A 13175-nucleotide genomic window follows, 5' to 3' on the forward strand; every position below is an offset into this window, starting at 1 on the left:
GGTCCTGGGGCGGAGCCCCCGGCCTCGCCCACCCGCCACCCGACTCGGTCGGTCAAGAGGCTGGACTCGGGGGCGTCGGGGGCGTCGGGGGCGGGCGGGGTGGGGGAGTGAGAGGCGGGTCGGCTCGGAGGAGGGCGGGGTCCGGGGGCGGCAGCCCCGGGCCTGGTCGTCTACGCTGGGGACAAGACAGCAGGGGTACCCGCAGGCAACCCGTTTTGACCCGGCCGAGGCGCCGCAGGTATCCTGCATGTTCGTTGTGTATTGGCTTGCTCATTCTCACGGGACGGGCCCTTACACCGGTCCACCGGGCCGATGACCAGCGACCCCACGTACGCGGTATGCGTCGCCGCAGTGCGGTCCAGGCTGTCGTGATCGTTTCGGTGACCTTGTCAGGACCATTCACTCGAAGCGAAGGCTACGAACCGTGCGTACGTACAGCCCCAAGCCCGGCGATGTGACGCGCCAGTGGCACGTCATTGACGCTCAGGACGTCGTCCTGGGCCGTCTCGCCAGCACCGCCGCCTCCATCCTGCGGGGCAAGCACAAGCCGATCTACGCCCCCCACGTCGACACCGGTGACTTCGTCATCATCATCAACGCCGACAAGGTGCACCTGTCCGGCAACAAGCGGACCCAGAAGATGGCGTACCGCCACTCCGGCTACCCGGGTGGTCTGCGCTCCGTCCGTTACGACGAGCTCCTCGACAAGAACCCCGAGAAGGCCATCGAGAAGGCCGTCAAGGGCATGCTCCCCAAGAACACGCTGGGCCGTCAGATGCTCTCGAAGCTGAAGGTCTACAAGGGTGACCAGCACCCGCACGGCGCGCAGCAGCCGCAGCCGTACGAGATCACCCAGGTCGCGCAGTAAGTCCGGCCACCCCCTAAGCCTGAAGAGAATCTGAGGAGAATCGTGGCCGAGACCACTGCCGAGCAGCCGCTCGAAGAGCTTGACATCGACAGCTACACCACCGAGTCCGAGGTTCCGGTGGAGGGTGAGTACACCTCCGAGTCCCTCGCCTCGCGCTTCGGTGAGCCCCAGCCCGCCGCCGGTCTGGGTCGTCGTAAGAACGCCATCGCCCGCGTCCGGATCGTTCCGGGCACCGGCAAGTGGAAGATCAACGGTCGCACCCTTGAGGACTACTTCCCCAACAAGGTGCACCAGCAGGAAGTCAACGAGCCGTTCAAGGTTCTCGAGCTCGAGGGCCGTTACGACGTCATCGCCCGCATCGCCGGTGGCGGTGTCTCCGGTCAGGCCGGTGCGCTCCGTCTCGGTGTCGCCCGTGCGCTGAACGAGGCCGACGTCGACAACAACCGCGGCGCGCTGAAGAAGGCCGGCTTCCTCCGCCGCGACGACCGTGCGGTCGAGCGCAAGAAGGCCGGTCTGAAGAAGGCCCGCAAGGCCCCGCAGTACAGCAAGCGCTAAGCGCAAGCTGCCTCTGCTGGTACTCCGGTACTCCGAACGCCCCGGCGGCACGCCACAGTGCCGCCGGGGCGTTCGTTTTATCCCCGGGCTCAGGCGTATAACGGCACAAGACGTTCAAAGGCTTGTGTGATCCGATGCCCAGGCATGGAATGCCTGGAAGCGGGAGCCACCGGCGGCAGATCGCGCGCCGGCTCCGCTTCCGGAACTGATGTTTCCTCAGGAGGACAAGTGGGACGACTCTTCGGCACGGACGGCGTGCGCGGCGTCGCCAACGCGGATCTGACGGCCGAGATGGCGCTCGGTCTCTCCGTGGCGGCGGCGCACGTACTGGCCGAGGCGGGCACCTTCGAGGGCCACCGGCCGACGGCGGTGGTCGGGCGGGACCCGCGTGCGTCCGGGGAGTTCCTGGAGGCCGCCGTGGTCGCGGGCCTCGCGAGCGCCGGCGTGGACGTCCTGCGCGTCGGTGTGCTGCCGACGCCCGCGGTGGCGTTCCTCACCGGCTCGCTCGGCGCCGACCTCGGCGTCATGCTCTCCGCCAGCCACAACGCCATGCCCGACAACGGCATCAAGTTCTTCGCCCGCGGCGGCCACAAGCTCGCCGACGAGCTGGAGGACCGTATCGAGACCGTCTACGACGAGCACCGGCACGGTGAGCCGTGGGAGCGGCCGACGGGCGCGGCCGTCGGGCGGGTGCGGTCGTACGACGAGGGGTTCGAGGAGTACGTCGGCCACCTGCTCAGCGTCCTGCCCAACCGGCTGGACGGGCTGAAGATCGTCCTCGACGAGGCGCACGGTGCCGCGGCGGGTGTCTCGCCGGAGGCCTTCTCACGGGCCGGGGCCGACGTCGTCACCATCGGGGCCGAGCCGGACGGGCTCAACATCAACGACGGCTGCGGGTCCACGCACATGGACAAGCTGAAGGCCGCCGTCGTCGAGCACGGGGCCGCGCTGGGCGTCGCGCACGACGGTGACGCCGACCGGTGCCTCGCCGTGGACCACACCGGCGAGGAGGTGGACGGCGACCAGATCCTGGCCGTGCTCGCGCTGGCCATGCGGGAGCGGGGCGTGCTGCGGTCCGAGACCGTGGTCGCGACCGTGATGTCCAACCTCGGCTTCAAGCTGGCCATGGAGCGGGAGGGCATCGCGCTGGTGCAGACCGCGGTCGGTGACCGGTATGTGCTGGAGGAGATGAAGGAGCGCGGGTTCGCCCTGGGCGGCGAGCAGTCCGGGCACGTCATCGTCCTCGATCACGCCACGACCGGTGACGGTACGTTGACCGGGCTGCTGCTGGCGGCTCGGGTCGCGCAGACCGGTCGTACGCTCAAGGACCTCGCCTCGGTCATGGAGCGGCTGCCGCAGGTTCTGATCAACGTCCCGGACGTGGACAAGGCCCGGGTGAAGACCTCGGCCGACCTCGCCGCCGCCGTGGTCGAGGCGGAACGCGAACTGGGCTCGACGGGGCGTGTGTTGCTGCGGCCGTCGGGTACGGAACCGCTGGTGCGGGTGATGGTCGAGGCGGCCGACATCGATCAGGCCCGATCCGTAGCGGGGCGTCTGGCCGATGCGGTGAAGTCGGCGCTGGGCTAGCTCACCAACGGCCGTCACTCGACGTACGTAACAAAGGGTGCGTGTCTGATAACTGATTGTTTGACTTTGGTCGAGGGGGGTTCCGCCCGGCGCCGCCCGGGCGTCCTGCCTCGACGAAAGCGAGAGACACAGTATGAAGATCGTGAACACCACCCTGAAGCGAGCCGTCGGTCCGGCCGTGGCCGCCGGTCTCCTCGTCACCGCGTTGGCCACCCCGGCCGCGGCCCAGACCCCCGGCTCCACCGTGTTCCGTCTCTTCGGCAGCGCCTACCTCAGCGCGCGTACCGGCGTGGCGAACCAGGTGACGGCCACCGTCTCCAGCGGCCGTCTGATCCTCACGGACACCACGGGCCTCGCGGTGGGCGGGGGCTGCACTCGCCTGTCCGACACCAGCGCCGACTGCGGCAGCGTCGCCAGTACCGGCCGGCTCTCCGTCGGGCTGGGTGACGGGAACGACAGTTTCAACGGGTCGAGCATCTCGCTCCGCAGCCTGGTCGATGCCGGCCTCGGCACCGACAATGTGACGACCGGCTCCGGCGGCGACACGATCGGCGTGAGTGACGGCGTCGGCAACGACACGGTGGACTGTGGCGATGGCTCCGACCTGGTGTTCCGCGATGCCGGTGACAACATCGCCGCGAACTGCGAACGGCGGTACTAGCGGTCCCAGCGGTAGAAGCGGTACTAGACGCCGCTCGCCTTCGCCGTCCGCCCGCGCTGCCTGGCCCACAGCCACTTCTGGGCCAGTAGCGTGAGCGTGCCCGCCAGGACGATGCCGAGCAGGTTGAGCAGGAGCTGTTGGGTGGAGCCCCAGGTCTGCACGGTGTCGCCGTAGCTCAGGGCCACTGCCGCGTTGGCGGCGGCCGGGACCGTGGTCACGGAGATGGCCACGCCCACCAGGAGGCCGGACTTGGCGGATGTGAGGGAGAGGGTGCCGGCGATGCCGGCCAGGACCGCGACGATGAACGAGAACTCGTCGGGGGCGTAGACGAAGCCTGTGTTGGGCCGGTCGGCTTCCAGATCGGACTTGTGGAACAGGTCGAGCCAGTCCATGAACAGGCTGAAGCCGACCGTCACCGCCATGGCGACGGCGAAACCGGCGACGAGCGCGATCAGTGAGCGCAGGGCGAGCCGGGGGGCCCGCTGGACCAGGGCCGTGCTGAGCCCGGCCAGGGGGCCGAACTCCGGGCCGACGGCCATCGCGCCCACGATCAGGATGGCGTTGTCCAGCACGACACCGCAGGCCGCGATCATCGTGGCGAGCGTGATGAAGGCGACGTAGGTGATGGAGAGGGTCGACTCCTCGTGCGTGGCGTCCGCGAGGTGCTCCCACAGCACCGCGTCCGCGCCCTCGCCCGGGGCGTCCTCCTCGGCCTTCTCGGCCCGTTCGGAGAGGGACAGGTCGATGTTCTCGACGGCGATCGAGCCGGTCTTGTCCAGGTCCAACTGACGTAGCGCGCCGATGAGTTCATCGCCCGCCTCGCGGGCCACGTCGCACAGGACGACGTCCCCGGATGGGTTGCGGGCGGCGCCCGGCAGCACGACGAGGTGCGTGGTGCCGACCGTCTTCTCGATCAGGCGGACCACGTCGTCCGTCCTGTGGGTGGGCGTGATCAGGCGCAGATGCAGCATGACGCCTTTCTAACAGGCCCGCGTTACGGCCCTACAGCTTGCGCAGGCTCAGCCGCTGCACCTTGTGGTCGGGGCCCTTGCGTACGACGAGGGTGGCTCGGCCGCGGGTGGGGGCGATGTTCTCCACCAGGTTGGGCTTGTTGATGGTGCGCCACATCGTGCGGGCGTAGTCGAGGGCCTCCTCCTCGGACACCTGGGTGTACTTGCGGAAGTACGAGGAGGGGTTCTGGAAGGCGGTCTCGCGCAGCCGCTTGAAGCGGTTGAGGTACCAGTGCTCGATGTCCTCGGTGCGGGCGTCGACGTACACACTGAAGTCGAAGTAGTCGGCGAGGCCGACCCGGGTGCGGCCGTCCTTGCCGGGGAGGGCGGGCTGCAGGACGTTCAGGCCCTCGACGATCAGGATGTCGGGGCGGCGGACCGTGAGCTTCTTGTCCGGGACGATGTCGTAGATCAGGTGGGAGTAGACCGGCGCCGTGACCTCGTCCTTGCCGGCCTTGATGTCGGCGACGAAGCGGGTGAGCGCGCGGCGGTCGAACGACTCGGGGAAGCCCTTGCGCGACATCAGGCCCCTGGCCTCCAGCTCCTTGGTGGGCAGGAGGAAGCCGTCCGTGGTGACCAGCTCGACGCGCGGGTGCTCGGGCCAGCGGGAGAGCAGGGCCTGCAGGAGACGGGCGACCGTGGACTTTCCCACGGCGACCGAGCCGGCGACTCCTATGACGAACGGCGTGCCGGACTGGGAGCCCTGTTCGCCGAGGAAGGTGTTCAGCGCGCCTCTGAGGCCGTCGGTGGCGCCGACGTAGAGGTTCAGGAGGCGGGAGAGCGGGAGGTAGATGTCGCGGACCTCGTCGAGGTCGATGACGTCGCCGAGGCCGCGCAGCTTCTCGACCTCCTCCGCGGTGAGCGGCAGCGGGGTCTTGTCGCGCAGCGCGCTCCACTCGGCACGGGTGAGGTCGACGTAGGGAGTCGCCTCCGGCCGCTGCCGGTGGGCGCTCCGGGGCGTCGAGGAGACCGGAGAGATCACAGTCCATTGTTAACGGAGTTTGAACGGGGTGGGGGGTGGGGTGCGTCACGCACGGCGGTACGTGGTCGCCGCCCCTTCGAACACGGCGGGCCCCGCCGAAGCCGGTGCTGATCGGCTTCGGCGGGGCCCGCCTCATGAGTGGATCAGGGTCGCAGGCCCTTCACCTGGACCATGCTCCCGTGCCCGTGTCCGTCCGGTTCCTCGACCTCGAATCCTGCTGAGGCGAGAATCCCCAGGAGAGCGGCCCCCATGTGCTGGAGCACGGTGTTGTGGTGGCGGACGACCGGCGGCGGTTCGGAGTAGTCGATCCCTTGCGCGAAGAGATCGAGAGCGGCATCTCTCAGCTCCGCGTCCGTGCCCCAGTCCACGTACACCCCGCCGTCGACGAAAGGCGTCACATGCACGTCCGCGCCGGGCCGGCTGTGCGGACCACCGCTGAGGTCACCCCGGTACACGGGAAGACCGGCCCGTCGCAGCTCCTCGCACACCCGCTCGGCCAGCGCCTGGCGCTCCTCGACCGTCTCCGGCGCGGCCATCGGGTGCAGGTCGAATTCGGGTTCAGTCATGGACACCTTGTTCCTCTCCCTGCTGATCGGCCGTCGCCAAAAGTGTCGCTCGTCCACCTCGGGCCTGCGTGACGTAGCGGAAGAGCAGGCTCTTCGCCGCCGACGCGTAGGAGGGGTGGTAGGGGACCGCCCAGCTGACCGGCGTCCCCGGTTCGAGCGCCTTGAGCAGAGCGGAGTCGCAGGTCGGGCAGGGCTGCCGCTCCGTGTACAGAGCGGTGATCTTCTTGGGGTCGATGTTCTTCGCCTTCAGCATGTCCAGGATGGCCGTCTCCGAGTGGCCGCTGAAGCTGCTGTTGGCGATCACGAAGTCCCCGGTCTTGGGGTCGTTCCATCCCGGTACCTTCGCGACAGCGACGTTGTGATCCGCCCCGTAGTACCCGTTTTCCGTCCGGTACTTGAACGCGAGGTGGCTCATCTCGTCGCTGTTGTAGGCGATCAGCCCCACGGGACATGCGCTGGCGGCCTTGGCCACGCGTGAGGTCAGAGCCGTACGGCTCTTGGCGCAGGACTTGACGATCCCGTCGAGTGCCTTGGCCCCGATCGCGACAACGGCGTCGTCGGCCAGACTGAAGGTACGCAAGGCCTGGTAGGCGTCCGCGAAGCCGATGCCGGTTCGGGCGGCGGCGTCCACCGCTCTGACCGCGTCCGCGATGGGCCGGAGGACCTTGCCCGCGAACAGCGAGGCGACGTCCACCGCCGCCCAGGCGCATCCGCCCCAGCTACCTCCCGCACCGCCCGGGGCGATCTTCTGGACGCACTTGATCCAGCTCCCGAAGAGGATGTCGATCGGGTCGATGCTCTTGTTGAACTCGGCGATCGTGATGTTGTGCGTGACCTCGGTGGACAGTTCCTTGGTCGGGTACTCGCCGAGGTACGTCGTCGCGCCGGAGGGGCACATGTACCGCTGCGGGTCCAAGTCCTCCGCGCTGCACATGTACAGGTCGAGGATCGCCTTGAAGCGAATCTTCGAGGTGATCGTGCAGTCGCCCTGGTAGGCGAGTTTGTCGATCCAGCCGTCGCAGCCGTCCGTCTTCTTCACGACCTGCGGATCGCCGATCGTCTCGAGATGGTCGACGACGTAGAACATGTTGCCGATGAGGGCGCCGTTCTCGTCGGGGACGGTTCCCGTCTCGATCTGCTGCCCGTTGCCCTGCTTCTCGGTCCTGTCGGCCGCTTCCTGCGCCTCCGCCGCGTACTTGTCCGCGTCCTTGGCCGCCTCTTCCGCCTCGGTCGCCGCCGCGTCCGCGCGGTCCGCTGCCGCTCGGGCGTCCTTCGCGGCCTGTTCGGCCTCCGCCGCTGCCGTGCGGGCGGCCTCGGCGTCGAGGGCGGCCTGGTCGGCGGCCGCTCGGGCGGAGGTGGCGTAGCCCTCCGCGCGGCCGGCCGCCGCGTCGGCTGCCGCCGCGTCCTCGGTGGCCTGGCGCTGGTACTCGATCGTGCGGGCCAGTGAGGCGCTGGCCTTGGCGGCGGCATCGGCCGCGTCGGCCGCGTAGCCCAGGGCCTCCTTGGCGTAGCCGCGGGCGTCCTTGGCATGGCCGGCGGCCTTCGCCGCGTGCTGGAGGGCGGCCTTGGCGTCCGAGGTCGCCTGGTCGGCGATGACCTGAGAGGCGGCGGCCTCCTCCGCGGCGTTCTTCGCGTGGGCCTCGGCGACGGCCTTCTGCTGCTCGGCGATCGTCTTCGACGCCTGCCCGCTCAGCACGACCAGGCTCGCGGCCGAGTCGGTGGTGAGGTAGGGCGAGCCCAGCTGGATGGCGTCGTTGGCCGGTGCGGCGACCTGTTCGGCGGACTTCGTCGCGTCCACCGCCGCCTGGGCGGTGACGTGGGCGAAGCCGGCCGCCTTGGCTGCCGCGACGCGGGCTTTCGCCGCTTCGGCGAGTGCCGCGTTCGCGTGGCCTCTGGCCTCCTTGGCGTGCGCCTCGGCCTCGTCGGCCAGTTGCACCGCGGTCTTCGCCTCCTGGGCGGCGTGCGCGGCGGCCTTGATGGCGTCGGCCACCGCTGCCGTGGCGACGCGTACGGCGGCGTCGGCCTTCAGCTTGGCGGCCTGCGCCGCGTCCGCGTCGGCACGCGCCCGCTTGGCCGCTGCCTCGGCACGGGTGGCGGCGGCGTCCGCCTCGGCGGCGGCCCGGGTGGCGGCGTCCGCGGCGGAACGGGCGTTCACCGCGGCCGTCTCGGCGATGTCCGCCTGGCTGTCCGCCTCGTCGGCGGCGGACCGGGCGGCGTCCGCCGCCTCGCCGGCGTCCAGGGAGTCGGCGTAGGCGCCCTTGGCGTCGGCCTTGGCGCGTGCCGCGTCGGCCTTCTGCTCGGCCTCCCACGCGTCGTCCCGCTTGGCCTTGGCGTTGTCGCGGGCCGCGACCGCGTCGTCCCGCCTGCTCTGCGCGGTCCTGTCGGCGGCCTCGGCCTTGTCCTTGGCGTCCTTCGCCTTGTGGGCCTCGGCCTGGGCGGTCTGTTTGTGCTGGTTGGCCTCGGCCTGCTTGGCCTCGGCGGTCTCCTTCTCCTTCTTCGCGGTGGCTTCCTCGGCCTCGGCCGCGAGCCGCCGGGAGTGCGCCTCGGCGGCGGCCGCCTTGGCGTCGTTCTCGGCCTGGAGCGCGACGGCAAGCTTCGCCTCCGCGGTCTCCTTGTCCTTCTTGGCGTTGTCGCGGTGGACCTTCGCGGCGTCCGCGGCGGCCTTCGCCTGGAACTCCGCCTTCTCGGCGGCCTCTCGGCGGAACTCGGCCTTCACCTGCGCGGCCTGTGCCAGCGCCCGCTGGGTGATGGTCGCGCTGTCCGCGGCGGCGGCGCGGGTGGCGGCCTCGGCGGTCTCGCCGGCCTTCACCATCGCCTCCAGCGCGGCCACCGCACCCTTGGTGACCTGCGCCTTCTGCTGGCCGACGAGCAGTCCGCGGCCGCGCGGGGCGCCCTTGCCGTCCGCGACGGTGTACGCGGCCTGCTCGGCGGCGTCGGAGGCGGTGGCCGCCTTCTGCGCGGCGGCGAGCTGGGCCTTGAGGGCGGCGAGCTTGTTCGCGGCCGCAGCCTGGGCCTTGCTGATGTTGGCCTTGGCCTTGGTGAACTGGGCGGCCGGCGGAACGGTGCCGGTGTGGCCGGACGGCTTGACGGTGAGCTTCTGCGGGGTGCCGCCGGAGCAGGTCCACAGCCGGGAGTCCTGGCTGTTGTCGTACGTCGCCAGGTCCAGGCACTTGCCCGTGCCGACGTTCTTCAGCGGTGTGGCGGCGCGGACGTTGTACTCCCAGGTCTGTGCCGGGGAACTGTTGCACGTCCACAGCTGGATCTTCGTGCCGTTCGCCGAGTTGTTGTTCGAGACGTCGACGCACTTGAGGGCCTTGACGTTGCGCAGGTGCAGGCCCTTGTCGTCGCCCTCGACCGTCCACTGCTGCCCGGCCGAGCCGTTGCAGGTGTAGATCTGGACGACGGTGCCGTTGGCCGTGCCGCCGCCCGCCGCGTCGAGGCACATGCCCGTCTTGCCGGTCACCTGGATCGTCGTCGGCGCGTCACCGATCCAGCCGACGCCGCCCTCGGACCAGTAGTCCTGCCAGCGCGTGAGCCGGTCGGCGGCCCAGGACTGGCCGAGCAGGTCGCCCATCGCCTTGGAGGCGGTGGTCAGGGCCGCGACCGCGTCCTTGTTGGCGGTCAGGATCTGGTTGCGCTGCGTGGCCTGGGAGGCGATCTCCTGCTGCCACTCGGCGGCCGCGGTGGCGGTGGCGTCGTTCAGCACGCCGTTCGGGTCGAGGGGGTCACGCCAGGCGCAGGTCGCGAACCGGGCCTTGAGGTTCTCGACCGCGACCCGGTACTCGGCGCTCTCCGGCTCCGGGGCGGTACGGGGGAAGCCTCCGGACTCCAGGAAGATCCGGGCGTCGTCCCCGCCCGCGTTCGCCCCAGGGACTCCGTGCATCCAGGAGAACGCGTCCCGCTCGGCGAGGGCGCGGTTCCACTCGTCGCTCGGCAGACTCGGGTCCGGGTCCTTGCCGTAGAGCGGGGTCCCCAGGGTGTCGACGGCCTTGAGGGTCTTCTCGTCGGTCTCCGGCGTGGAGTCCTGGTAGAAGCCGTCGTCGCTCTGCCAGAAGCGGTCGGAGATCCACTTGGTCAGACCGGTCTGGCCGTAGAAGGTCTGCCGGCCGTCGTTGTTGGTGCCGGGCGGCCAGTGGAAGCCGGTCTCGGTGAAGCCGGCCGGGGTCGTGAGCCCCTCGACGGGCGTGTGCCACGTGTCCCGCAGGGCGTTGATGGCGTCGAGTTCCCTGGCCGCCTGGTCGCGGTCCTTCTGGTACGCCGTCGCCAGCGGCGTCTGCTGCCAGTGCTCCCGGTCGGCCAGGGTGCGCAGCTTGTCCTGCGGCTGGTTGAGCGCGTCCTGCGCGGTCGTGGCCATGGCCGTCCCGCCCAGGCGCAGGACATCGGTCATCAAGCACTGGTCCTGCCGCAGTTGTTCGGCGGCGGTGTCCTCGTACCAGGAGTAGCTGTCACCCGCGGGGGAGGCGTCCTGGGCGGACGGCTGGACGACCGGGCCCGAGCCGGCGGCGATGCCGGCGAGGAGCGCGGTGGCGAGGACGGGAGGGAGGACTCGGGTGGCCGTGGCGAGTCGTCCGAACAGGGATCTCGATGGTCTGGAGCGCAACTGCGTACCCCCTGTCGGGGGAAGACGGTCGCGGCTCGGGCCCGGGCGGACTCGCGGTGCGCCGCAGATACTGCGGCATGACGATGTGCCCCCCGTGGCGCGGCGACACTGTTCCCCCGTCGCTGGCTTGAACTGAGTGCTGCCGGATTAGTCATGATCCGGTCAAGCGTGCGTCACTTTAAGCGGAGGTCGAGGGGGGTGAGCAAGGGCTTTCTCACTGGATGGCGGGGGCGGCCGGAAGTCGTTCATGGCGGGTCGTCGGCCGCGGGGGTGTGCGCTGCGTCCGCACTCAGGGGATTTCTGTGTTCCTTGTGTGCCCTTCCGGTGCGGGTGTTGGTTACGTGACGGGTGAAATTGGCCTGATCCCGACCATCGCCTCGTCGGCTGACTGCCCGCTGGGTGCCGACTGAGTGTCGGCCGAGTCGGGAAATCCGGGCAAACCGGGGAATGTCAGTGCCGTGCGTCACAGTTGTGGGAGAGGTGGGCCCAGGCCGGGGCCCACCAACCCCGAGGGGGTGACCCATGACGTATGCGATCGAGGCGGAAGGCCTGGTCAAGCGGTTCAAGGAGACCGAGGCGCTGGCAGGGGTCGACCTGGGGGCCCGTAAGGGCTCGGTGCTGGGGCTGCTGGGGCCCAACGGTGCGGGGAAGACGACCGCGGTGCGGATCTTCGCGACGCTGCTCAGGCCCGACGCCGGCAGGGCCCGCGTGGCGGGGCACGACGTGGTCCGCGAGGCCGGGGTCGTACGCGCCATGGTCGGGCTGACCGGGCAGTACGCGGCGGTGGACGAGAACCTGACCGGCACGGAGAATCTGCTGCTCATCGGCCGGCTGCTCGGTCTGCCGAGGAGGGAGGCCAGGGCGCGCGCGGCTGAGCTGCTGGAGCGCTTTCAGCTGACGGACGCGGCCGGACGGGCCGTGAAGACCTTCTCGGGGGGCATGCGCAGGCGGCTGGACCTCGCGGCCAGCCTCGTGGGCCGGCCCAGCATCCTCTTCCTCGACGAGCCGACGACCGGCCTGGACCCGCACAGCCGCGGTGAGCTGTGGGACCTGCTGCGGGGCCTGGTCGCGGACGGCGCGACGGCCCTGCTGACCACGCAGTATCTGAACGAGGCCGATGTGCTCGCCGACGACATCGTGGTGATCGACAAGGGCCGGGTGATCGCCGAGGGCACCCCGGACCAGCTGAAGTCCCAGGTCGGCGGGCAGGTGCTGGAGCTGCGGCCGGTGCTGGGGCAGGACCTCGCGCGGGCGCACCTGCTGGTGGCCGGGGCGGCCGGGGAGGAGGCCCGTATCGAGGGCGAGACGATCACCGCCCCGGTGAAGGACCCCGAGCTGATGCCGGCCGTCGTGCGGGCGCTCGACCGTGAGGGGATCGCGGTGGGCGAGCTCGCCCTGCGGCGTTCGTCGCTCGACGAGGTCTTCCTGGCGCTGACCGGGCATCGCGCCGAGCCGGGTTCGCCCGAGGGCAACGGTGGCGCGGCCGTCCGGGACGACGACAGCGAACTGCAGGAGGCGGTGAGCCGGTCATGACCGCCGCCACCACGACCATCACGGCACCGATCACCAAGTCGGGCCGCGTGCGGCCGCTCGACGGGATGCGGCAGACCTTCACGATGGCCTGGCGGAGCCTGGTCGCGGTGAAGCACAACCCGCTGGAGCTGGTGGACTACAGCATCACGCCCATCATGTTCGTGTTCCTCTTCACGTATGTGCTGGGCGGACAGATGGCCGGATCCCCGGAGGCGTATCTGAAGTACGCGTTGCCCGGGATCATCGTGCAGAACACCCTGTTCATGACGATGTACACGGCCATGGCGCTCAACACCGACCTCACCAAGGGCGTCTTCGACCGTCTGCGCAGCCTGCCGATAGCCCGCTCCGCCCCGCTCATCGGCCGGATCACCGCCGACCTCGCCAAGCACGTCTGGGCGTTGCTGCTGATGATCGGCCTCGGACTGCTGCTCGGCTTCCGGATCACCGGGGGACTGGACGGGTTCCTGCTCGGGACGTTGCTGGTGGTGGTGTTCGCGGCGGCGGTGTCCTGGAGCGCGGTGCTGATCGGGATGCTGGCGGGCGACGCGGAGAAGGTGCAGGCGTTCGCGTTCACGATCATCTTCCCGATCACCTTCACCAGCAGCGCGTTCGTCATGGTCGACACCATGCCGGGGTGGCTGCAGGCATGGAGCGACGTCAATCCGGTGACGCATCTGTCGGATGCGTTCCGGGGGCTGCTGCTGGGCGGGCCGGTGGCTGAGCCGGTGTTGTGGTCGTTGGTGTGGGCCGCGGGCATCGCGATGGTGTTCTATCCGTTGGCCATGCGGGCCTATCGGGCGAAGGCGTAGC

10 protein-coding genes are annotated in these 13175 nt (G+C 70.0%); 6 read left to right on the forward strand and 4 right to left on the reverse strand.

Going from position 1 to position 13175, the window contains the following annotated elements:
- The first annotated feature begins 424 nt into the window (after nucleotides 1-424).
- From rplM to ABD932_RS24310, 4 genes are all read left to right on the forward strand, one after another.
- Nucleotides 425-868, forward strand: a complete 444-nt coding sequence (gene rplM, locus ABD932_RS24295; protein ID WP_030046395.1) for a 50S ribosomal protein L13 — start codon at nucleotides 425-427, stop codon at nucleotides 866-868.
- 42 nt (nucleotides 869-910) lie between these two features.
- Entirely contained in the window at nucleotides 911-1423 is a 513-nt protein-coding gene (rpsI, locus tag ABD932_RS24300) for a 30S ribosomal protein S9 (protein WP_067018959.1), read from the forward strand.
- A gap of 228 nt (nucleotides 1424-1651) precedes the next feature.
- Nucleotides 1652-3010: a phosphoglucosamine mutase gene (glmM, locus tag ABD932_RS24305; RefSeq protein ID WP_345015624.1), complete on the forward strand. Its 1359-nt coding sequence runs from the start codon at nucleotides 1652-1654 to the stop codon at nucleotides 3008-3010.
- A 142-nt stretch (nucleotides 3011-3152) separates the two neighbouring features.
- Nucleotides 3153-3671 carry a hypothetical protein gene (locus ABD932_RS24310; protein WP_345015627.1) on the forward strand — a complete coding sequence of 173 codons (519 nt, stop codon included), beginning with the start codon at nucleotides 3153-3155 and terminating at the stop codon, nucleotides 3669-3671.
- A gap of 23 nt (nucleotides 3672-3694) precedes the next feature.
- Here the strand turns inward: ABD932_RS24310 and ABD932_RS24315 are convergent, their stop codons facing one another.
- The 4 genes from ABD932_RS24315 to ABD932_RS24330 all read right to left on the reverse strand — a co-directional run bounded on the left by ABD932_RS24315 (nucleotide 3695) and on the right by ABD932_RS24330 (nucleotide 10616).
- The gene (locus ABD932_RS24315) at nucleotides 3695-4642 is read right to left on the reverse strand and encodes a DUF389 domain-containing protein (RefSeq protein WP_345015630.1); all 948 of its coding nucleotides are present in this window, start codon (nucleotides 4640-4642) and stop codon (nucleotides 3695-3697) included.
- Between the two features lie 31 nt (nucleotides 4643-4673).
- Nucleotides 4674-5663, reverse strand: a complete 990-nt coding sequence (coaA, locus tag ABD932_RS24320) for a type I pantothenate kinase (protein ID WP_126394286.1) — start codon at nucleotides 5661-5663, stop codon at nucleotides 4674-4676.
- A gap of 143 nt (nucleotides 5664-5806) precedes the next feature.
- Nucleotides 5807-6229 carry a hypothetical protein gene (locus tag ABD932_RS24325; protein WP_345015632.1) on the reverse strand — a complete coding sequence of 141 codons (423 nt, stop codon included), beginning with the start codon at nucleotides 6227-6229 and terminating at the stop codon, nucleotides 5807-5809.
- A complete protein-coding gene (locus tag ABD932_RS24330; RefSeq protein WP_345016370.1) occupies nucleotides 6222-10616 on the reverse strand; it encodes an RICIN domain-containing protein in 4395 nt (1464 codons plus the stop codon). Before ABD932_RS24330 ends, ABD932_RS24325 begins: the two co-directional genes overlap by 8 nt.
- A 735-nt stretch (nucleotides 10617-11351) precedes the next feature.
- Here ABD932_RS24330 and ABD932_RS24335 point away from each other — a divergent pair.
- Complete coding sequence (locus ABD932_RS24335; protein ID WP_345015633.1) at nucleotides 11352-12362, forward strand: ATP-binding cassette domain-containing protein; 1011 nt, start codon at nucleotides 11352-11354, stop codon at nucleotides 12360-12362.
- Nucleotides 12359-13174 (forward strand): ABC transporter permease, encoded by an 816-nt coding sequence (locus ABD932_RS24340; RefSeq protein ID WP_345015634.1) that lies wholly within the window; start codon nucleotides 12359-12361, stop codon nucleotides 13172-13174. The genes ABD932_RS24335 and ABD932_RS24340 overlap by 4 nt, the downstream gene beginning before the upstream one ends.
- Nucleotide 13175: the final 1 nt, after the last annotated feature.

The organism is Streptomyces shaanxiensis, from assembly GCF_039537145.1.
GTDB lineage: Bacteria > Actinomycetota > Actinomycetes > Streptomycetales > Streptomycetaceae > Streptomyces > Streptomyces shaanxiensis.

Excerpts from the sequence above, each read along its gene's own strand:
- ABD932_RS24330 (WP_345016370.1), bottom strand. The coding sequence starts at position 10,616 with ATGACCGATGTCCTGCGCCTGGGCGGGACGGCCATGGCCACGACCGCG.
- ABD932_RS24325 (WP_345015632.1), bottom strand. The coding sequence starts at position 6,229 with ATGACTGAACCCGAATTCGACCTGCACCCGATGGCCGCGCCGGAGACG.
- ABD932_RS24335 (WP_345015633.1), top strand. The coding sequence starts at position 11,352 with ATGACGTATGCGATCGAGGCGGAAGGCCTGGTCAAGCGGTTCAAGGAG.
- ABD932_RS24340 (WP_345015634.1), top strand. The coding sequence starts at position 12,359 with ATGACCGCCGCCACCACGACCATCACGGCACCGATCACCAAGTCGGGC.
- ABD932_RS24315 (WP_345015630.1), bottom strand. The coding sequence starts at position 4,642 with ATGCTGCATCTGCGCCTGATCACGCCCACCCACAGGACGGACGACGTG.